The sequence below is a fragment of the Actinoplanes sp. NBC_00393 genome (assembly GCF_036053395.1).
Classification (GTDB): Bacteria; Actinomycetota; Actinomycetes; order Mycobacteriales; family Micromonosporaceae; genus Actinoplanes.
This window is the reverse complement of the sequence record NZ_CP107942.1, coordinates 7,088,151-7,109,428: the sequence shown is the minus strand read 5'-3', so window position 1 is coordinate 7,109,428 and position 21,278 is coordinate 7,088,151. Positions and strand designations below refer to the sequence as shown.

14 protein-coding genes are annotated in these 21,278 nt (G+C 72.6%); 10 read left to right on the top strand and 4 right to left on the bottom strand.

Annotated features, from left to right (window positions below; genetic code table 11):
* Positions 1–15: 15 nt before the first annotated feature.
* The 5 genes from OHA21_RS32850 to OHA21_RS32830 all read left to right on the top strand — a co-directional run bounded on the left by OHA21_RS32850 (position 16) and on the right by OHA21_RS32830 (position 8,446).
* Positions 16–354, top strand: a complete 339-nt coding sequence (locus OHA21_RS32850) for a P-II family nitrogen regulator (protein WP_328461554.1) — start codon at positions 16–18, stop codon at positions 352–354.
* Between the two features lie 14 nt (positions 355–368).
* On the top strand, positions 369–2,636 hold the full coding sequence (locus OHA21_RS32845) for a [protein-PII] uridylyltransferase (protein ID WP_328461552.1): 2,268 nt from the start codon (positions 369–371) through the stop codon (positions 2,634–2,636).
* Positions 2,637–2,836: 200 nt separating this feature from the next.
* Positions 2,837–5,299 (top strand): glycosyltransferase family A protein, encoded by a 2,463-nt coding sequence (locus tag OHA21_RS32840; protein WP_328461550.1) that lies wholly within the window; start codon positions 2,837–2,839, stop codon positions 5,297–5,299.
* A gap of 58 nt (positions 5,300–5,357) precedes the next feature.
* Positions 5,358–6,407, top strand: a complete 1,050-nt coding sequence (locus OHA21_RS32835; RefSeq protein WP_328461548.1) for a class I SAM-dependent methyltransferase — start codon at positions 5,358–5,360, stop codon at positions 6,405–6,407.
* Positions 6,404–8,446 carry an acyltransferase family protein gene (locus OHA21_RS32830; protein WP_328461546.1) on the top strand — a complete coding sequence of 681 codons (2,043 nt, stop codon included), beginning with the start codon at positions 6,404–6,406 and terminating at the stop codon, positions 8,444–8,446. Before OHA21_RS32835 ends, OHA21_RS32830 begins: the two co-directional genes overlap by 4 nt.
* Positions 8,447–8,449: 3 nt before the next feature.
* On the opposite strand, the gene OHA21_RS32825 is transcribed toward OHA21_RS32830, so the two are convergent.
* Positions 8,450–8,932: a CAP domain-containing protein gene (locus OHA21_RS32825; protein ID WP_328461544.1), complete on the bottom strand. Its 483-nt coding sequence runs from the start codon at positions 8,930–8,932 to the stop codon at positions 8,450–8,452.
* A 114-nt stretch (positions 8,933–9,046) separates the two neighbouring features.
* Positions 9,047–11,392, bottom strand: a complete 2,346-nt coding sequence (locus tag OHA21_RS32820; protein WP_328461542.1) for a glycosyltransferase family 2 protein — start codon at positions 11,390–11,392, stop codon at positions 9,047–9,049.
* Between the two features lie 122 nt (positions 11,393–11,514).
* On the opposite strand from OHA21_RS32820, the gene OHA21_RS32815 reads away from it, so the two are divergent.
* Positions 11,515–14,124, top strand: a complete 2,610-nt coding sequence (locus OHA21_RS32815; RefSeq protein WP_328461540.1) for a glycosyltransferase — start codon at positions 11,515–11,517, stop codon at positions 14,122–14,124.
* Positions 14,125–14,129: 5 nt separating this feature from the next.
* Entirely contained in the window at positions 14,130–14,843 is a 714-nt protein-coding gene (locus OHA21_RS32810; RefSeq protein WP_328461538.1) for a hypothetical protein, read from the top strand.
* A gap of 622 nt (positions 14,844–15,465) precedes the next feature.
* On the opposite strand, the gene OHA21_RS32805 is transcribed toward OHA21_RS32810, so the two are convergent.
* Together OHA21_RS32805 and OHA21_RS32800 are read right to left on the bottom strand one after the other, a co-directional pair.
* On the bottom strand, positions 15,466–16,728 hold the full coding sequence (locus OHA21_RS32805) for a nucleotide sugar dehydrogenase (protein WP_328461536.1): 1,263 nt from the start codon (positions 16,726–16,728) through the stop codon (positions 15,466–15,468).
* Between the two features lie 15 nt (positions 16,729–16,743).
* Positions 16,744–18,516, bottom strand: coding sequence for a stealth family protein (locus tag OHA21_RS32800; protein WP_328461534.1), 1,773 nt, complete (start codon positions 18,514–18,516; stop codon positions 16,744–16,746).
* A gap of 241 nt (positions 18,517–18,757) precedes the next feature.
* Between OHA21_RS32800 and OHA21_RS32795 the strand changes: the two genes are divergently transcribed.
* From OHA21_RS32795 to OHA21_RS32785, 3 genes are all read left to right on the top strand, one after another.
* On the top strand, positions 18,758–18,988 hold the full coding sequence (locus tag OHA21_RS32795; protein ID WP_328461532.1) for a hypothetical protein: 231 nt from the start codon (positions 18,758–18,760) through the stop codon (positions 18,986–18,988).
* A gap of 62 nt (positions 18,989–19,050) precedes the next feature.
* Positions 19,051–20,601: a signal recognition particle protein gene (gene ffh / locus OHA21_RS32790; protein ID WP_328461530.1), complete on the top strand. Its 1,551-nt coding sequence runs from the start codon at positions 19,051–19,053 to the stop codon at positions 20,599–20,601.
* Between the two features lie 61 nt (positions 20,602–20,662).
* Entirely contained in the window at positions 20,663–21,277 is a 615-nt protein-coding gene (locus tag OHA21_RS32785; RefSeq protein ID WP_328461528.1) for a Uma2 family endonuclease, read from the top strand.
* The last annotated feature ends 1 nt before the right edge of the window (position 21,278 follow it).

The window sequence follows — 21,278 nt, the reverse complement described above, 5'->3', positions numbered from 1 at the left end:
ATGGAAGGACTGAGCATGAAGCTGGTGACCGCCGTCATCAAGCCGTACCAGCTCGACGCGGTGAAGGAGGCTCTGCACGCCCTGGGCGTCGCCGGGCTCACCGTGAGCGAGGTACAGGGTTACGGCCGGCAGAAGGGCCACACCGAGGTGTACCGGGGCGCCGAGTACACCGTCGAGTTCCTGCCCAAGATCAAGGTCGAGGTGCTGACCGACGAGATCGACGTGGAGAAGATCGTCGACGCCGTCATCACCGCCTCGCGGACCGGGAAGATCGGTGACGGGAAGGTCTGGGTGACCTCGGTGGACGAGGTCGTCCGGGTCCGGACCGGCGAGCGCGGCCTCGACGCCCTGTAGACGCCGCAACCGACATGACGAACCCGTTGAGTGAGCCCCCGGCCCCGCCGGCCCGTCCTGCGGCCGGTGGCTCACTCGACAAACTCAAGGAACACATCGGCGCTGCCGCCCGCGAAGAGCGGGCGGCGGCGCTCGATGCTTGGCTGCGGACCCTGTTCCCGGCCCACCTCAGCGGCGTCAGCCTGATCGCGGTCGGCGGCCTGGGCCGCCGGGACTGCGCGCCCTACAGCGACCTCGACCTGGTCCTCCTGCACAACGGGACGGCCGGGATCGACCGGATCGCCTCCTCGCTCTGGTATCCGATCTGGGACGCCCGGCTTGGCCTGGACCACTCGGTACGCACCCTGCCCGAGGCGCTCTCGGTCGCGCACGACGACGTGAAAGTCTCGCTCGGACTGCTCGACGCCCGGCACGTGGCCGGCGACGCGGCCCTCTCCGGCGAGCTGATCGCGGCCGCCGGTGACCAGTGGCGGCGTACCGCGGTGCGGCTGATGCCGCAGCTCAGGGAGCTCACCACGACCCGCTGGACGACGCACGGGGAGCTGGCCTTCCTGCTCGAGGGCGAGCTCAAGGAGGCGGCCGGCGGGCTGCGCGACGTCACGCTGCTGCGCGGCATCGGCCGGGCCGGCATCGCCGACATGCGACCCGCGGTACGCGCTGCCTACCTGCGCCTGCTCGACACCCGGGACGCCCTGCACCTGGCCGTCGGCCGCCGGGTGGACCGGCTCGTCGCCCAGGAGCGCAAGGCCGTCGCCGACCTGCTCGAGATCGACGACCCGGACAACCTTCTGCGGCGGGTGGCGGGCGATGCCCGTACCGTCGCTCATGCCGTTGACGACGCCTGGCGTGCCATCGACCGGCTGCGCAGCGGCCGGCGGCGCGGTGGCCCGCCGGCCACCCCGGCCCGGCGCCCGATCGCGCGTGACGTCGTGGAGCAGGACGGCGAGCTGGTGCTCGCCCGGACCGCGATCGGCCCGGTCCCGGATCCCAGCCTCTCGTTGCGGGTGGCGGCGGCCGCCGCGACCGTGCAACTGCCCATCGCCCGGGCCACCTGCGAGTGGCTCGCCGCCTTCTGCCCGCCGCTGCCCACCCCGTGGCCGCCCGCGGCCCGCGCCGCGCTGGTGTCGCTGCTCGGCTCCGGCTCCGGTCTGCTGGCCGCCTGGGAGACCTGCGACCGGTACGGACTGATCGACGCCTGGCTTCCCGAATGGGCCCGGATGCGTAGCTTGCCGCAGCACCACCCGATCCACCGGTACACCCTGGACCGGCACCTGGTGCAGGCCGCCTACGAGGCCACCCGGTTCACCCGCGAGGTGGATCGGCCCGACCTGCTGCTGCTCGGCGCGTTCCTGCACGACGTCGGCAAGGGCCTGCCGGGCGACCACAGCATCGTGGGCGCCCCGATCGCCGCCGAGATCGCCGCCCGGATCGGCCTGCCGGCGGCCGAGGTGGCGACCATCGAGAAGATGGTCCGCCTGCACCTGCTGCTGCCGGATGTGGCGACCCGGCGCGACCTGAGCGACCCGAAGACCATCTCCGCGGTGGCCGGGGCGGTCGGCGACGCGGCCACGCTGGACCTGCTGCACGCCCTGGCCCGGGCCGACTCGCACGCCACCGGACCGGCCGCCTGGTCGGACTGGAAGGGCCGGCTGATGGCCGAGCTGGTCGCCAAGGTGCACACCGCGCTGGACAGCGGCGCGCTGCCCGAGCCACCCCGGCCCGATCCGGAGCTGCTGGACGGCGGCCTGCCGGTGGTCCACCTGGACGGTGACCGGGTGGCGGTGGCAGCGGCCGACCGGCGGGGGCTGCTGGCCGGGGTGACGGCCTGCCTGACCATGCACCGGCTGGACGTGGTCGCCGCGAACACCTCGACCGTGGACGGTCGGGCCATCGTGGAGTTCTACACGTCGCCGCGGTACGGGTCGCCGTACGATCCGGTCGCTCTCGCCGCTGACCTGCGCCGTGTCGCCTCGGGCGACGTCTCGGTGACCCAGCGGGTGCGTGCCCGGGCGATGAGCGCCCGCGGTGGCACCGCCTCGCCCCGGGTGGTGTGGCAGCGGGACGTGGCCACCGACGCGGTCGTGCTGGAGTTGCGCGCCGCCGACTCGCCCGGCCTGCTGTACCGGGTGACCACCGCCCTCGACGAGGCCGGCGCGGAGATCCGGGCGGCCCGCATCTCCACCCTCGGCAGTGACGTGGTCGACGCGTTCTACCTGGTCGGCGCCTGGTCCGACGCCGCCGACCGGACCCGCGTCGAAGCCGCCGTCCTGGCCGCGGTGTAAACCCGGCTGACGCCCAGGGTCGTATCCCGGCCGTCGAAGCGACACTGACCGTCAGCCGGGTACCTCCGGCTGACGGTCAGTGCTGCCTTCCGGACGCTGAGGCAGCATTGGGCGTCAGCCATTCAAGATCGCTGCGCGTCACCGAAGGCTGGTGCCCGGAGTTGTGCTGATCGACATTGCCGGGCACGGACGGAGAGTCGATGGCTGAGGCACAGCCGGTGGCGTTGCTGGACGATCACGTCACCCTTGCCGGACCGGGGGTGGAGATCTCCCTCCCGCTCGCCGTGATGCGGAACCGTTCGGTGGCGGCCCGCCGGCTGCTGGCCCGCGCGGCCTGCGGCGCCGGCATCACGTTCGAGGAGCTGCTGACGGCGGCCCGGACCGGTGACGTGCGCCGGCTGCGCCGGATCCGCCGCCGGGTCGATCCGGCGCTGCTCGCCGGCCTCGCGCAGACCGTCGCGCTCCAGGACGACCTGCCCACCGACCGGGACGACGCGCTGGCCCTCTACAGCCTGATCCGGGCCGCTCTGGGCACGCGGGCGATACCCGCGGCACACCAGACCCTGCACACCCAGCTGACGTACGCCTGGCAGGGCCCCACCCAGGCGAAGGAGCTGCTCAACGGGTACCGGCGGATTCCCCGGGCGGCACGGGAGACGCTGGAGGTGGATCTGGCGAACCCGTACGCCGGCTCCCAGGTGCCCGAGGAGACCTGGCTGGCCCGGTTCGGCGGTCTCTTCCCCGACCCGGCGCCCGAACTGCTGCCGGCCCCCGAACAGGTGCCGTTCGACCGGCTGACCGCGACCGTGGACCGCCCGGTGGAGCCCGCCGAGCACCAGGTCTCGGTCGTGATCACCGCGTACCGCCCGGGTCCGGCCCTGCTCACCGCGGTCCGCTCGGTGCTGGCGCAGTCCTGGCCGAACCTCGAGATCATCATCGTCGACGACGCGTCGCCGGCCGAGCACGACAGCGTCCTGGCCGAGGCCGAGGCGCTGGACGACCGGGTCCGGGTGCTGCGGTCGGCGGCCAACGCCGGCACCTACGCGGCGCGCAACGCCGGACTGGCGGCGGCGCACGGCGAGTTCATCACCTTCCAGGACTCGGACGACTGGTCCCACCCGCGCCGGATCGAGCTGCAGCTGCGGCCGCTGTTCAAGGACCCGGGCGTGGTCGCGTCCGTCTCGGACGGGATCAGCGTCACCGACAAGCTGGTGATGACCCGTCCCGGCATCCGGCGCGGCCGGACCAACCTGTCCTCGCTGCTGTTCCGGCGGGAGGCGGTGCACCGGAGGATCGGCTGGTTCGACTCGGTACGCAAGGCCGCCGACTCGGAGTACCTGGAGCGGATCCGCGCGGCGTTCGGGCCCCGGTCAGTCCGGCGGGTGGCCAAGGCGCTGGCGTTGATCCGGCTCTCCGAGGGGTCGCTGTCCCGGTCGGAGATCCGCGCGCACTGGATGCACCCGGCGCGGCTCGCGTACATCTCGGCGTACCGCTGCTGGCATGCCTCCGGCGAGCCGCTGCACCGGGAGCGGGACGGCGCCGGCCGCCGGTTCGCGGTGCCGGCCCATCTGACCGGGCGGTCCGCCGAGCGGGCGTACGACGTAGTGGTGGCCGCCGACTGGCGGTTCCTGACCGGCACCCAGCGGTTCGCCATCGCGGAGATCGAGGCGCTGCGCCGGGCCGGTCTGTCGGTGGCGATCCTGCACCTGGAGGCGCTGCGCTCGGTGCACCAGCAGCGCCAGGGGCTGAGCCCGGGCGTGCAGCGGCTGATCAACGCGGGCCGTCTGGAGCAGGTGCTGGAGAGCGACCGGGTCGACGCCGGGGTGCTGGTGGTCCGGCAACCCGAGGTGCTGCAGTTCGCTCCCGAGGGGGACTGCGGGGTCCGGGCGCGGCGGCTGCTGATCGTCGCGGACCGGGCGCCGGCCCGGCGGGACGGCAGCGATCGCCGGTACACGGTGGCGGCGGTCGGGTCGGCGGCCGAGCGGCTCTTCGGGGTGCCGCCGCTGTGGTGCCCACAGGACGCCGGGATCCGGGCGGGGTTGGGCGACGACGTGGAGTTGACCGGGTACGACCTACCGGTAGTCGTCGAGCCCCAGGACATCTCCCGGCCGTTGCCGAGCGCGACGGGCGTACCGGTGATCGGCACCGACTTGTGTGACGCGGGTGAGTGGCCCGGCGACCTGGCCGACGCGCTCGCCGTGCTGCGGCGCTGTCGCAACGCCGACGTGCGGCTGCGCCTGCCGGAGACGCCGCACCGCCCGGCCGCCGTGCCCGCGTCCTGGCTGGTCTACGAGCCGGCCGACCTGGACCCACGGACCTTCGCCGCCCAGCTCGACTTCTACCTGCACTTCCCCTCGGACCAGGCCGCCGAGCTGCTGTCCCGGCCGGCGCTGGACGCCGCGGCGACCGGCTGCCTCGTGCTCGTGCCGGAGCGGCTCGCGGACGCCTTCGGTGACGCCGCGGTGGCCTGCCGGCCCGCCGACGTGCCCAAGGTGATCCGGCGGTTCCAGGCCGACCCGCGCCGGTACGCCGTACGCAGCCGCCGGGCCCGGGCCGCGATCGCCCGTGCCCACCAGCCCGCGGCGCTGGCCGACCGGATCGCCGTCCTGGCTCGCGCGGCGGCCGGCGCGCCGGCTCAGCGGACCGCCGCGATCGAGGCGTAACGGCCCCGGGACCAGCGACGTTTACGCCAGGGGAGACCCCGTCGATGAGGAGTGCCGCATGAGTCACCTGTCCCGCGTCGGCCGGCGACTTCGCCGGAAGACGCCGCGCCTGACCAAGCCCCGGGTGGCCGCCCTGGCGCTGGTCGGCCTCCTCTGCGCCGGCTCGGTGGTGACCGCGCTCACCGGCTTCCCGCAGGTCGCGATCGCCCTGCTCGCGCTGCTGACGGGGGTGACCCTGGCGGTCCTGCTTGCGGTGTTCCGCCGGCTGGCCCGGATGCAGCGGGCCGGGCTCGCCGCGCAGCGGGACCTGCGGACCACGGTCGAGCAGATGCAGCGCCGGCTGGTCGCCGCAGTGGAACGGGAGCGGCTCACCGCCGGCGACCGCTACCTGGAGCTGACCGAGGCGATGACCCGGCTCCGGCAGGTCACCGACCGCAAGGCCGGCACCGCGCAGATGCTCACTCTGCCCCGCGAGTTCGAGGCGACCGTGCAGCTCTTCCAGGGCTTCGTGCCGCGGGCGCCGATGCCGCCGTCGGGCCAGTTCGCGCTGACCCCGACCGGTCTGCTGGACCTGCTCCACCTGATCCGCACCCGCAAGCCGCGCTGCGTGCTGGAGCTGGGCAGCGGCACGTCGACGGTGTGGATCGGGTACCTGCTGGAGCAGATCGGCGGCCGGCTCATCTCGCTGGATCACGACGCCGGGTACGCCGGCCGGACCCGCGAATCCCTGGTCACCCACGGTCTCACCGGGGTGGCCGAGGTACGCGACGCGCCGCTCACCCCGGTTGAGATCGACGGCCGCGAGTACCCGTGGTACGACCCGGAGGCGCTGGCCGACCTGCACGACGTCGACTTCGTGCTGATCGACGGCCCGCCCGAGGCGACCGGCCCGGACGCCCGGTTCCCGGCGCTGCACGTGATCGAGAAGCGGCTCGCCGCCGAGGCGACCATCGTGCTCGACGACGCCGGCCGCAAGGACGAGCAGGCCGCGCTGGCCGCGTGGACCGAGCGGTTCGACGGGCTCACCCTGCAGGGCGAGGTGCTCGGCCGGCACGCGGTGTTGTCCTACGCCCGTCCGCCGGCGATGGCCCCGCAGCTGACCCGATGACCACCACCCTCGCCCGGGAGAGCGTCCGTCCGCCCGGCACTGCCGGCCATCCGCCGTACCGGGGGGACATCGAGGGCCTGCGCGCCGTCGCGGTGCTGCTCGTCGTGCTCGCGCACGTGGGCGTACCGGGGGTGGCCGGGGGGTTCATCGGGGTCGACGTCTTCTTCGTCATCTCCGGCTTCCTGATCACCTCGCTGTTGCGCCGGGAGCTGGCCGCCACCGGCCGTCTCGACCTGCCCCGCTTCTACGCCCGCCGGGCGGTACGCCTGCTGCCGGTCGCCACCCTGGTGACCGTGGCGACCCTGGCCGCGACCTGGCTCTGGGCCCCGCCGGTGCGGTTCGCCGGGTACGCCTGGGACGCCCTGGCCGCCGCGACGTACACGGTGAACCTGCGCCTGGCCGACACCGGCACCGACTACTTCGCCGGCGAGGCGCCGTCGCCGTTCCAGCACTTCTGGTCGCTCGCCGTCGAGGAGCAGTTCTACCTGGTCTGGCCGGTCCTGATCGGCGTGCTCGCGCTCTGTGGCCTGCGCCGCCGGTGGGTGCCGCTCACCGTGCTGACCGGGATCTCAGTCGCCTCGTTCGCGTGGAGCCTGCACGAGCTGGAGCGGGCCGCGCCGTGGGCGTACTTCGGCTCGCTGAGCCGGGCCTGGGAGCTGGGCGCCGGCGCGCTGCTGGCGCTGGTGGTGACCGGGCGGCCGCGCCGCCGGCCTGCGCTGGCCTGGGCCGGCTGCGCCGCGATCATCATCGGCGCGGTGGTCTTCGACGAGGGCACACCGTTCCCCGGTACGGCCGCGCTGCTCCCGGTGCTCGGCGCCGTGGCGATCATCGCGGCCGGCGGCAACCGTCTCCTGGAGGCCGCCCCGATGCGCTGGGTCGGCCGGATGTCGTACGGCTGGTACCTGTGGCACTGGCCGCTGCTGTTCTTCGCCCCCGCCGGTCTGCCGGCCCGTGCCGGATTCGCGGCCGCCGCTCTCGGCCTGGCGGTGCTGAGCCACCACCTGCTGGAGAACCCGGTCCGCTACCACCGCTGCTGGTCGGTCCGCCCACGCCGCGGCCTGTTCCTCGGACTGGGCCTCTCCGCCGCCACCGCGGTCGTGGCCGCACTGGGCCTGCTCGTCCCGCCGCAGGTGCCGACCGGCGACGCCATGCCCGACACCCGGCAGGCCGTGGACCGGGCCGCCGATCCGGCCGCCGAGCTGCGGCGCCAGATCGTGGCCGGCACGAACGCCGAGCGGCTGCCGGAGAACCTGACGCCCCGGATCGCCGAGGCGCTGAAGCAGAAGCTGGCCCCGCAGCGGGACGGCTGCCAGGTCGGGCTGACCGGCTCGTTCCAGCCGAAGAGCGACTGCGTCTATGGCGACCGGCAGGGAAAGCGGACCGTGGTCCTGTTCGGTGACTCGCACGCGCTGCAGTGGTTCCCCGCTTTCGACCAGATGGCGAAGCGGCGCGGCTGGCGGCTGGTCAACTGGACCCGCAGCGCCTGCAGCCCGGCCGAGATGGACATCCTCGAGCGGCGGGCCGGGCAGCGGTACCGGGAGTGCGACACCTGGCGTACCGAGATCCTGGACCGGATCGGGAAGCTGAAGCCGGACTACGTGGTGGTCTCGTCCAGCATCAACTACCGGCCGCTGCTGTTCGGCGATCCGGCCGACCCGGACGCGGTGTGGCGGACCGGCTGGGAACGCACCCTGGCCACGCTGAAGCGGCACGCCGGGGCGGTCACGCTGCTCGCCGACACGCCGATCTTCGCCGAGGACCCGGCCGACTGCCTCACCGCAGAGGTCGAGCGGATCAGCGACTGCGCCGACCCGGCCACCGAGGTGATCCGGGATCCGGTGTGGCGGCAGATCCAGCAGGAGACCGGGGAGGCGGCCGGCATCCCGACGGTGGACCCGGTGCCGTGGCTCTGCGCCGACCGGTGCCCGATGGTGGTCGGCAACACGCTGGTCTACCGGGACAGTCATCACCTGACGGAGGCGTACGCCCTGCTCGTCGCGCCCTTCCTGGACGCCGAGCTGCCCTGGCCCGGTGAGTGAAGGTCAGTAACCGAAGTTCTGGGTGTAGTACGGCGTGCCGTTCTTGGCGTACACCGCGCCCACGCCGACCTTCTTGACCTTGCAGTTCAGGATGTTGGCGCGGTGTCCCGGGCTCTTCATCCAGCCCTTGACCACCTCGGCGCCGGAACGGTAGCCCCAGGCGATGTTCTCGCTGGCCGGCTTGGTGTAGCCGGCCGCCTTCACCCGGGTGGCGAACCGCGAGCCGCCCCGGCCGGTGTGGCTGAAGCTGCCGGTGGTCGCCATGTACGCGCTGTGGCCCCGGGCCGCCCTGGTGAGCGCCGCGTTGACCGTGACCGCCGGGCAGCCGTGCGCCTTGCGCTGCTGGTTGGTGAGGCGGTTGATGTCGGCCTGCAGGGTGTTCACGGCGACCGGCGCCGCCTCGGCCGGGGTCGCGAGCAGTGTCGCGCCGACGAGCGCGGCGGGGGCGACGGCGACCAGGGCGAGACGACGGAGCAGCGAGCGCACAGGGAGCCCTTTCGGAGTACGGCGCCTGGCTCATCGCCAGGTTCGCCGTTCTCTTCGGAGCTCCCGCTGCTTCCTTGATCACCGGACGGGTGTCCGGCCGTCGCTGTTCGGTTGCTACCCCAGCTTCGCGATCGCCTCCGCGTACCGGTCGTGATGGTGGGCCCGGCGGACCAGGTCGAGGCCGCGGGCCCGCTGTGCGCCCAGGTCCTCCGGACGGCTGTGCAGGTCGGTCACGACGGCAGCCACCTGGTCCGGGCCGCAGTAGACGGCCGCCGTCCCGAAGAGCGGCTCGTACCGGTCCGGCAGCACCGGGACGCAGCCCGCGGCCAGCGCGATCACCAGCTCGGGTACGGCCACCACCGGCGAGTCCTCGGCGGGGAAGTGCAGATAGAAGTCGAGCTGGTGCAGGAACACCCGGGTGTCGACGTCGGACGGCCGGTAGACCAGCCAACTCTGCGGCGGGCGGTACCTCGCGCGGGTGCGATCGAGGACGCGTACGTCGAGGCAGGTGGCGTCCGGCAACGTCCGCAGTTCCGGCTCGGTCCGGCAGATCCGGCCGAGCACCGGCCGGTCCGAGCGCGGCCCCGGGCGGTGCAGGCGCCAGCGGCCCAGGTTCACCGTGCCCGGCAGGTCGGCGGGCGCCGGCCGGGTGCCGAGCGGCCCGTCCGCCAGCGCGGCACGCTCGGCCGGTCCGGCCGGCGCCCAGTGCGGCACCACCCCGAACAACCGGTACGCCTCGGCCGCGCACGGCCCGGCCGCGCCCACCCACTCCGGGTCGGCCTCGACGACCACCCGGTCGGCCCGGATCCGGGCGGCGGTTCCGGGCGCGAACGCCAGGACGCCGGGGCCGTGCACCACGACCAGCCGGGCGGACACCTCGTCGTCGAGCATGACCTGGTCCACGCGACCGGAATTGATCAGTTCTTGGAGCGCCGGATCCAGATCGGCGGGTGCGGCCAGCCCGGCTAGGTGGAGCAGGGCCACGGCACGGCCGGGGACGGCGAGGGCGCGTACCCGTTCGCTCGCCGGCCAGGCCACGTCGCCGCGGGCGGTCCAGTCGCCCGCCAGGATCACGTCGTAGGTGGACCGCGCGGGCTCGCCGGTGAGCCGGCGTGGCGCCGCGAAAGCGCGGGACTGCGGCGAGCGCGGCCGCACCGGGTCGGCAGCTCCTGCCGCGACCCGGGCATGCCATGCGGCGAAAGCGGAGGTGTACGCGTACCGCGCCGGATGCCTCCACCCGGGAGCGGTGTCCGTGCCGGACAGCGAGTGGGAACCGACCCGGATCAGGGCCAGCGGCTCGTCACCGAGATGCCGTACCGCGTCCGGCCCGAAGACCGCGCGGATCCGGTCCAGATATTCGGCGTCCGCCCCCTGCCGGACCGTGTCCAGATAGCCGAGCCGGGCCAGCGCCACCTCGCGGCGCACCATCGGCGCCGACAGGTTGCCGGACCGCAGCTCCGGGAATCCCGGCCGGGTCAGCACCAGGTCCTCGGTCACCCGAATTCCGGCCGCCGTGGTCGCCACCAGCGCGTCGTCGGCGAGCAGCGGCGCCACCTGGCGTTCCAGCCGCAGCGGGTGCGACCAGTCGGCCGAGTTCTGGAAGGTGACGAACGTGCCGCTCGCCGCGTCCAGGCCGGCGTTGCGGGCCCGGTAGGCGCCGCCGTTCTCCGGCATCCGCAGCACCCGGACCCGCGGGTCGAGCGCGGCCGCCCGTCCCAGCACCACGTCGAACTCCGGCCCGGACCCGTCGTCGACCACCAGGATCTCGTGATTGGTCCAGCTCTGCGCCACCAGCGAACGAACCGCGGTGAGCAGCGCGATCCCCGGCCGGTACGTCGTGACGATCGTGGTGACCCGGTGCGGCGAACCCCGCCGGGGCGCGTGGTTCGAGCGGATCCGGTCGAACGGCGGCCCACCGTCGGCGGCGTCCAGGGTGATCCCGGGACCCGGCAGCAGCCCGTTGAACCGTGACGGCCAGTCGTCCTTGCTGCTCAGGTCCACGGTCAGCGCGTCGCGTACCGGCTCCGGGAGGTCCGGGCAGTCGGCGAGCAGCTTCGCGGCCCGGCCGTGGTCGCCGGCCGCGAACGCCAGCTGGGCGTGCAACCCCTGATGCTCCCGGGCCACCCCCGCGGTACCGAACGTGCGCAGCAGCGAGTCGAAGAGGGCCAGGCCGTCGGCGCGGTCCTCGGGGAACAGGTCCTGACCGGCGATCACCCGGGCCAGCTCGCCGAGGGCCCACGGGTCGGCGTCCGGGAACAGCCGGCTCTCGTGCGCGCCGGCGATCAGGTCGTCGACCGGGCGGCGGGCGGCGGCGTACGCCAGCAGGGTCCGCGCCCCGGCCGACCGGGTGTGCAGCGCGGCCGCCGCGGGGGCGGTGCGATCGGTGTCGAAGAGCCGTCGCCACTGCCGGTCCAACAGGCCGGTTCCGTACGCGTCCGGTGTCGTGTGCTGCCTGCGCATGGGCTCCCGCCGGTTGATCTCGCCGTCACCTGATCAACGGGTGGGTGGCACGGAGCGTGACGCCGGGTGAGCGCCGTTCGTTGTGTCCGCGGGGTAGAGCACCGAGGATCGGAGATGACGGCGTGACCGCTAGCGCTCATGACGTGGCGATCCTTTCGGACTTCCGGGAGCCGGGGGAGGGGATTGCGGCTGAGGTACGCGTACAGGCTCGCGCCGGTCTCGCCACGGTGCTCGTGCCGGTGCGACCAGGCCCATTTCACCCGCTCATCGTCGAACTGCTCCGGGACGGTCTGGCCGACCTGAACGCCGGTGAGCCGGTCGACGCGCGGCTGCTGGTGCTCCACCGGCCGCGGATCCTGCTCGGCGAGGTCCCCGAGCTGCCCCGGATCCGGGCGGCCCGGACGGTCGTGGTCCTCGACGAGCCGGCGGAACTGCGGCAACGGCTGGAACGGCTCTTCGGCGCCGGGCTGGAATGGGCGCCGGTGAGCCCGCGCGTGCGGGCCGCGATGCAGGGTGTTCCGCTGGCGGCTACCGACTGGCACGAGGTCATCGACACCGTCGACTGGTGGGCCGAGCGGGGTGGGCCGGTTGCGGGCGTACCGGTCCTGGGCCGGCACGGGCCGCCGCAGTGGCCGGCGACCGCCGAGGAGGTGCTCCAGGCCTATCCGGAGAACCCCAGCCTCCGGGTACGACTGCTCGGCGGCGAACCGGCGGTGCAGTTGCTCGGCCACAAGCCGGACAACTGGGAGCTGCTCGAACCGGGCCGCCTCACCATCGCCGAGTTCCTGCGCGGCCTCGATTTCTTCGTGCACTTCCCGGATCCCTCGCTGGTCGGCGGCTTCGACCGCAACGTCGTCGAGGCGATGGCGGCCGGGGTTCCGGTGGTCGCCGCCGAGCACCTGCGGCCGGTCTTGGGCGACGCCGCGCTCTACGCCGCCCCGGCCGGGGTGACCGCCCTGATCCACCAGCTCTACGACGACCCGGACCGCTGCCGGGTGCTGGCGCGGCAGGCCCGGGACCTCGTCGAACAGCGCTTCGGGCCCCGGTCCCACCTGGCCCGCCTCGCCGAACACGGCGTCCACCCGCCCACGGTCATCGACGGCCCGCAGCCCGGCCCGGACTCCGGACCGTCCGGTGGGGTGCTGCTGGTCAGCGACAACGGGGTGGGCCTGGGACACCTGTCCCGGCTGATGGCGATCGGGCGGCGGCTGCCACCGGAGACGCCGGCCGTGGTCGCCACCCAGTCGCACGGCGCCTGGGTGGCACACCGCGAGGGCTTCCTCACCGAGTACATCCCGTCCCTCGGCGTGCTGCAGCTGCCCTCGGCGCGCTGGGCCGAGCTGGTCCGCAGCCGGCTGGAACACCTGGTCGACCTGCACCGCCCGGCCGTCGTGGCGGTCGACAGCGTCCCGCACGACGGCGTCCTGGCCGCGGTGGCCGCCCGCCGCGACGTGACCTGGGTCTGGGTACGCCGCCCGATGTGGCGCCGCGACACCGGCGCCGAGTGGATCGACCGCGGAGCGGTCTTCGACGGCATCCTGGAACCCGGCGAGTTCGCCGGCGCGGCCGACGAGGGCCTGACCGTCGCCGACCGCGCCCGCGTCCATCCGGTCGAGCCCATCCTGTACCTGGACCGCCACGAACTGATCGACCGCGACGCCGCCCGCGCCGCCCTCGACCTCGACCCGGACCGCCCGGCCGCCCTGCTCCAGCTGGCGCCGGGCGACGTCGCCGAACGCGTCGTCGCGCACCTGACCGAGGCCGGCTTCCAGGTGCTGCTGGCCGAGCCCGCCACCGCCGCGGAGCCCGCGCCCCCACTTCCCGGTGCCCGCCCGGTCAAGCTCTACCCGATCAGCCGCTACCTGCGAGGCCTGGACCTGGTGGTCAGCGCGGCGGGCTACAACGCGTTCCACGAGCTGCTGGCCTTCAGCGTCCCTACGGTCTTCATCCCCGACCGCGAAGCCTGGGACGACCAGGTCAGCCGGGCCCGCTTCGCGGCCGCCGCCGGAGCCGCCCTGATGGTCGAGGATCCAGGCGGCCCCGACCTGACACACGCCCTCAACCAGGCAACCCACCCCGGGGTACGCGCAAACCTCAGCCACCGCTGCACCGAAGTCCACTTCGGCAACGGCGCCGCCGCCGCAGCCCGCTGGCTGGTAGGCCTGGCCGACCCACCCCTGCCACCCCCACCCGTCCCCACCCCACCCGTCCCCACCCCACCCGCACCCACCCCAGCGCTGCCCACTCCACCTGCACCCACAGCCACCCCAGCGCTGCCCACTCCACCCGCGCCCACAGCCACCCCAGCGCTGCCCACTTCGCCTGCCTCCGTGGCCACCCCAGCGCTGCGCACCCCAGCCCGCGCCATCCCAGCCCTGCCAGCCCCAGCACTGCCGGACCAGCCTCGCCTGGCCGCCCCCCAGCCCGCCGCGGAGCCGTCTCTGCCATCCCAGCCCTCCGGGGAGCCGGCGTTGCCCACAGCAGCCCAGCCAGCCGCAGCCCAGCCCGCCGTGGAGCCGGCTCTGTCGGCCGTACCCCAGCCCGCCGCGGAGCCTTCTCTGCCATCCCGAGCCGGTGCCGAGCCGGCTCTGCCGGCCGCAGCGCAACCCTCCGCGGAGCTGGTTCTTCCGGCCGCACCCCAGCCCGCTGACCTGCCGAGCCGGGCGCTTCCGGCTCCGGCGCAGCCCGGTTCCGTGTCTTCCCGTCCGACCTCGACCTCTGCCGGAGCGTGACCAGCATGTCCGACTCCACCAGCGAACTCTCCGTCTTCGCCGCAGACCCGGCCGGCCGCGAGCAGGAGGTGGCCCGCCTGCAAGCGCTCGTGGTCCGCCTGCGCACGGTCGAGCAGCAGCGCGACGCCTGGCGTTCCCGCTGCGAGAGCCTGGCCGAGGAACGCGACCAGCAACGCGAGTCCGCCCGCAGGTTGCGGACCAGCCGTTCCTACCGCCTCGGACGCACATTGGTGACCCTTGCCCGCGACCCTTTGCATTCCTCACCGCGGCTGCTGCGCGGTTTGGTCCGCCGAATGCGCAGCCGGGTCCCCGCCGTCCCGCGCCTGACCCGGACCGCCGGCCCGGCCCTGCCCACCCATCTCTACGTGGCGATCGGCCTCGGCCTACCCGGCCTGCGCTCCCTTGTCCTAGCCCTGCAGCGCCGCCTCCTGGTCGAACCCGACCACCGAGCCGTAGTGCTGACCGACGACCCCGCGTTCTCGCTGCTCCGCAACTCCGGCCTGGTCATCGAATACCTGCCGGACCGGGACACCTGGCACCGCCACCGCCCCGACCGCCCCTGGGACACCGTCCTGGCCGAACGCCTGGCCCGCCTCTCCCGCGAACACGCCACCGCCCAGGTCGTCTTCATCGACCCGGAGCACCCGCCCACCTTGGCCGACCTCCTCCGCCACCGGGACACCGCCACCCCGCTCCGCCGCGCCCTACCGCACGCGTAGCGCCGAAGGCGATCCCAAACCTGCCAGACGCCAGCCGACCGGGCTCAGCCGGCCAGACGCCAGCCGACCGGGCTCAGCCGGCCAGACGCCAGCCGACCGGGCTCGGCTGGCGCTGAGCCATGAAATGGGGCGGCGATTACCTGCGTGGCGGCCAGCTGGGTGGGCTCGGCTGGCGCTGAGCCATGGAATGGGGCGGCGATTACCTGCGTGGCGGCCAGCTGGGTGGGCTCAGCTGGCGCTGAGCCATGGAATACGGTCCCGGTTACGTGCGGGAGCGGCGGCTCACCACCCCCAGCCGCCGCTGAAGCACGGATTGCAGTCAGCGATTGCCTGCGTGGCGGCCGGCCGGGTGGGCTCGGCTGGCGCTGAGCCACCGAACAGGGCTGTCACGGGCGGAACGGGCTGTCACGGCGGAACGGGCTGTCACGGCGGAGCAGGGCTGTCACGGCGTGCTTGAGCGCCAGCCGGTGGGTGCGGCTGGCGCTCAAGCATGGGAGGCGCGCGGCGGAGTGATGCTTAAGCCCGGCGGGGGCGCTGGGGCCTGGACCACCTGGGTGGTCGCCTGGCTTGGCGGGACGGGGTGGATTCGGCGGGGGCGGGCTAGGTCGTACCCCGCATGGTCTTAAAGGCGGTGTGCTTCCCGGACCGAGGTGACGCCGCGGGTGTCGAAGAAGCGCTTCGCGATGCGGGCCAGGTGGTCGGGGTCGTATTCGCGGTGGTTCTGGACCAGGATGACCAGGTCGGCGGAGGCGGTGGCGCCTTCGAGGTCGTCGGTGCGTTCGACCGGGACGCCGCCTACGTCCCAGGTGCGCACGTGCGGGTCGTGGTAGGCGACTGTGGCGCCGAGGGCGGCCAGGTGGCGGGCGAGTGGGGCGGCGGGGGATTCGCGCTGGTCGGCGATGTTGGCCTTGTAGGTGATGCCGAGCAGCAGGATGGTGGCGCCGCGCACCGCCTGGCCGTCCGAATTGAGGAGATTTTGGGCGCGCCGGGCGACATAGGCGGGCATGGTGGTGTTGATTTCCTGGGCCAGCTCGACGAACCGGAACGGGTAGCCGAGCTTGCTGCGGACGTTGTGCGAAAGGTAGTTCGGGTCGATCGGGATGCAGTGCCCGCCGACGCCCGGGCCGGGGTAGAACGCCTGGAAGCCGAACGGCTTCGTGGACGCCGCGTGGATCACGTCCCAGAGGTCGATGTCGAGTTCGTGGCAGAACCGCGCCATCTCGTTGACCAGGGCGATATTGACGTGGCGGTACGTGTTCTCGAGCAGTTTGGCCGTCTCCGCCTCCCGGGTCGAACGGGTCCGGACCACCGTCTCGACGAACCGGCCGTAGAAGCGGGATGCCACGTCGGTGCAGGCCGGCGTGTAGCCACCGACCACCTTCGGGGTGTTGTGCGCGCCGTACGTCTCGTTGCCCGGGTCGATCCGCTCCGGGGAGAACGCCAGGTGGAAGTCGATGCCGGCGGTCAGCCCGGCGAGCTGCTCCAGCCGCGGCCGGACCACCTCGTCGGTGGTGCCCGGGTAGGTGGTGGACTCCAGCACCACGAGCATCCCCGGCCGCAGGTTGCGCCCGACCGCCGAGGTGGCGCCGACGACCGCCCGCAGGTCCGGCCCGTCACCCTCGGAGAGCGGGGTGGGCACGCAGATCACCGCGGTACGCGCGTGCGCGATCAGCGTCTCGTCGGTGGTCGGCACGAACCCGCCGGTCAGCATCTCGTCCACGTCTTTGTCGCTCAGGTCGTCCACGTGCGACCGGCCGGCGCCGAGCGCGCGGACCACGTGCTCGTCGACATCGAAGCCGAGCACCGACATGCCGGCCCGGATCGCCTGCTGCGCCAGCGGCAGCCCGACGTACCCGAGTCCGAGGATGACGACGTCGTAGCTCACAGGAGTCTCCTTGTGTCAGGCGACGGGCGGCAGGGCCACGTCGGTGGGTGGGAGGGGCTGGCGGGGCGGGGTGGGCACGCGTACCACCGCGCGCGGCGCGACGGTGGCGGGCTGCGGCACCCGGAGTTCGAAGGGGGAGGCGAACGGCAGGTAGGCCGGCAGGAACTCGGCGAGCAGCGCCTCCTGGTCGGCTACCGCCGCGCTGTGCACGTCCACGTCGTTGAGGCAGAACGCGTCGACGTTGCGGTTGCGCAGCAGCCGGGCCAGCCGTAGCGGTGTGCTCGGCTGGGCCAGGTCGGTGTAGAGGAAGCGGATCCGGCCGGGCGCGGCCCGCCCGGTCAGGTACGCGTAGTACTGCTGCAGCGACGAGAGCAGCGAGATGTCGTCCGGGTGCCGGAACTGGTGTTCCGCGGTGGCGGTGACGTGCTCGGCGAACCGCTCCTCGATCTCGGCGATCACACTGCGCCGCGACGGGTGCGGGGTGTGCATCATCTTGCGGGTCAGCACCCGGCCGAACGCCTGCTCGATCAGCCGCCGGTTGTTCTTGGCGGCGGAGTCGGCGGGCCGGTCGGCGGGCCCGCGCGGCGCGGTGTCGACCGGTGCGCCGGACGGGAAGAACTTGGTCAGCCCGCCCGGGGTGAAGAACAGGTCCGGGGTGACCGGCCGGCCCAGGATCACGTCGTCGTTGAGGTACAGGAAGTGCTCGGCCAGACCGGGGATCCGGTGCAGCCGCGACTCGATCGCCTGCGAGTTGAACGTCGGCAGGGTGCCGGTGCTGCCGAACACCTCCCGATGGCTGATCACGGTGATCCGGGGGTGGGCCAGGTCCAGCCACGGCGGCACCTGGTCGTCGGTGACCAGGAAGACCCGGCGTACCCACGGGGCGAAGCTGTGCAGGGCGCGCAGCGAGTACCGGAGTTCGTCGCGGCTGGCGTACCGGGAGTCGTTGGCCGCCTGGGTGTTGATCTCGTCGACCCAGGAGTTGCCGGCCAGCGCCCGGGCCTTGCGGCGCTGCCAGGCCGGGTCGCCGCCGTCCACCCAGGTGTAGACCACGTCGATCGGGAACTCGATCCGGTCCGGGTCGACCACGGTGAAGACCTGGCGGGTGCGGTATCCGGTCGGGTCGTCGGGGGAGCTGAACGCGCCGAACACCGGCTCCGGGGCGATCACGACCGGCTCGTCGGCCGGGATCGAGTCGGCCACCGGGTTGCGGCGCGGGGCCACCAACCGGCCGTCCGACTCCCTCCAGAACTCGACCTCGCAGGCGTAGTCGGCGCCGAGGAGCATGCTGCCGCGGGGATCGGTGACCGGCCAGCAGACCGCCACCACGCCGGTCCCGCGCCGGCGCTTGCGGCCGCCCGGCGTCACCGGGCGGAGCCGCCCGTGGTCGCTCTCGATCAGCTTGCCGAGCAGCCGCAGGACCTGCTGCCGATCGGCCTCGCGAACGGCGACCGCGGTGCGCACCGGATTGCGGGTCGGCACCCGGAACCAGTCGATGCCGGCCAGTTCGAGCGCCTGCGCGACCCGGTTCAGGTTGTGCCGGCGGACCTCGACCGGGTCGGCCTCGGCACGCACCCGAGCGGTCACGGCGCCTTCGGCGGTGCGGATGCGCAGGCTGGTCACGCCGGTCCCGCCGCGCAGCCGGACCGGGCCGAGGGGCATCAGCGTACGAGCGATCCGCAGGCGCTGTTCGGCTGCCACGCGAGGCAGGACGCGCTCCTCGACCGCCTCGAAGACCCGTCGCCGGACCGACCAGGGGGTCAGCCGCAGGATCTGCCGCAGGGTCACGCCGTCGTCCTTTCGCCGCGGATCCTTCGGAGCACTAACGCGCCCGCAGAGATGGAAGTTGCGGTCTATATCAGGAGTTGCACCCTTTAACTGCGGTATACGCCCTTGATGGGTACCTTGCGGCGAATTGGGAAACGGCCCACCCTTAGGGGAACGCATCGGGGGCACGGCCGATGCGGGACCTTGCGCCCAGACGGCATGGTGGAAAGCGGCGACGACGCTACGACGGCGGGAGGCCGTGATGGGCAAGGCAGTGGCATATCTGGTGGCACTGATCGCCGGCGTGATCGTGGTGGGCTGGGTGGTCAGCTCCCTGATCGGGCCGTTCCTCTTCTACCTGGTCATGGGCGCGCTCGCGATCGGCGGCGGGCTGTACGTGTACGGGAAGATCAAGAAGTCGCTGGCCCCGGGGACGCGGACCCAGCGGCGGATTGAGGCGGCGGCGAAGACGTACCGCATGCGGAACCAGTGAGGTTCGAACGGTGCGGCTAGGCTTGCGGCGACGCCACCCTTCGACCAACGGGAAGTCGCACCGTGTTTGACACCTTGAGTGACCGCCTCTCCGGGATCTTCACCAAGCTCCGCGGCAAGGGCAAGCTCACCGACGCCGACATCGACGCCACCGCGCGCGAGATCCGCCTCGCGCTGCTGGAGGCGGACGTCGCGCTGCCGGTGGTCAAGGCGTTCATCGCCAACCTCAAGGAGCGGGCGCGCGGCGCCGAGGTCTCCCAGGCGCTCAACCCGGCGCAGCAGATCATCAAGATCGTCCACGAGGAGCTCATCAACATCCTCGGTGGCGAGGGGCGGCGGCTGCAGTTCGCCAAGCAGCCGCCCACCGTCATCATGCTGGCCGGTCTGCAGGGTTCCGGTAAGACGACGCTGGCCGGCAAGCTCTCCCGCTGGCTCAAGGGCCAGGGCCACCAGCCGCTGCTGGTCGCCTGTGACCTTCAGCGACCCAACGCGGTGAACCAGCTGCAGGTGCTCGCCGGCCGGGCCGGGGTGGATGTGTATGCGCCGCAGCCCGGCAACGGCGTCGGCGACCCGGTCCAGGTCGCGCGGGACTCGATCGAGCACGCCAAGCGGACGGCGAAGGACATCGTCATCGTCGACACCGCCGGCCGCCTCGGTATCGACGCCGAGATGATGCAGCAGGCCGCCGACATCCGCGCCGCGGTCCAGCCGGACGAGGTCATCTTCGTCATCGACGCGATGGTCGGCCAGGACGCGGTGCAGACCGCCGAGGCGTTCCGCGACGGCGTCGGCATCACCGGTGTGGTCCTCTCCAAGCTCGACGGTGACGCCCGTGGTGGCGCCGCGCTCTCCGTGCGGCACGTCACCGGCGAGCCGATCCTGTTCGCCTCCACCGGTGAGAAGCTCGAGGACTTCGACGTCTTCCACCCGGACCGGATGGCCAGCCGGATCCTCGGCATGGGTGACGTTCTGACCCTCATCGAGCAGGCCGAGCAGGCCTTCGACGAGGATCAGAAGGAGAAGATGACCAGCAAGCTGCTCGGTGGCGAGCAGTTCACGCTGGAGGACTTCCTGGACCAGCTGATCGCGGTCCGGCGGATGGGCCCGATCGCCAACATCCTCGGCATGATGCCCGGGATGAACCAGTTGAAGGGCCAGCTCGACGAGCTCGACGACAGCCACTTCGACCGGGTCACCGCGATCATCCGCTCGATGACCCCGCAGGAGCGGACCACTCCGAAGATCATCAACGCCTCGCGCCGGCTGCGCATCGCGAACGGTTCCGGCGTCACCGTGATGGACGTCAACCAGTTGCTCAACCGCTTCGCCGACGCGCAGAAGATGATGAAGCAGATGACCGGCATGATGGGCCTGCCGGGCTCGCGCCGCAGCGCGACCAAGAGCTCGAAGAACAAGCGCAAGGGCAAGGGCGGCAACAACCGGCCGCGGCCCGCCGGTGGCCGGATGCCGGCCGGCTTCCCGGGTGGCATGCCGCAGCTGCCGCCGGGCATGGACCCGGGCGCGCTGGGTGGCGGTCAGGGCGGCATGCCGCCGGGCTTCAAGCTGCCGAAACTCGACTTCAACAAGCTGAGCAAGCCGAAGGACGACAAGTAGGCATTGGGCTAGTGGCTAGGTGACTAGTATGGTCAGAGGTGAATCCGTTGAGGAGGAGCCGATGACCGCTGCGCCGCACCTGAACGAGCAGGACTTGATCGAGCATCTGCTGGGGCGAGACGACCTGACCGTCGACGACATCGCGGACCTTCCTGAGGATCTCCGCTACGAGTTGATCGACGGAAGGCTCGTCTTGTCGCCCTTCGCACTGCCTATTCATCAATTGCTCGGCTTCCGGGTGGCCGGCGCGATCGACGAGCACTGCCCGGACGACTATTTGATCAATGTCGAGCAGGCCGGCCAACTGGATAGGCGCAACGAGTTGCGCCCCGATGTCATGCTGATCCACGGCTCGGCAGCGTTGCGCTCACCGGTTCTGCCGGGTGACGTGCCCTTGGTTGTCGAGATCATCTCCTGGTCCTCCAGGAAGTCTGACCGTGGCCGCAAGCTCAAGAAATACGCCTATGTCGGGATTCCGAACTACTGGATAGTCGATCCGTTGGCAGAGCGCATCACATCCACGCAGTTCGTCCTGGGTTCGGACGGGATCTATCAGAAGCTGCTGCAGACAGATGAGCGAGTCACCGTCGACCGGCCATGGGAAATCACGCTGGATCTTCCGTCCTGGACGGGCCGGCGAGATGAGTTCGGCGCGATGGCCCGGCCGGACAACTGAA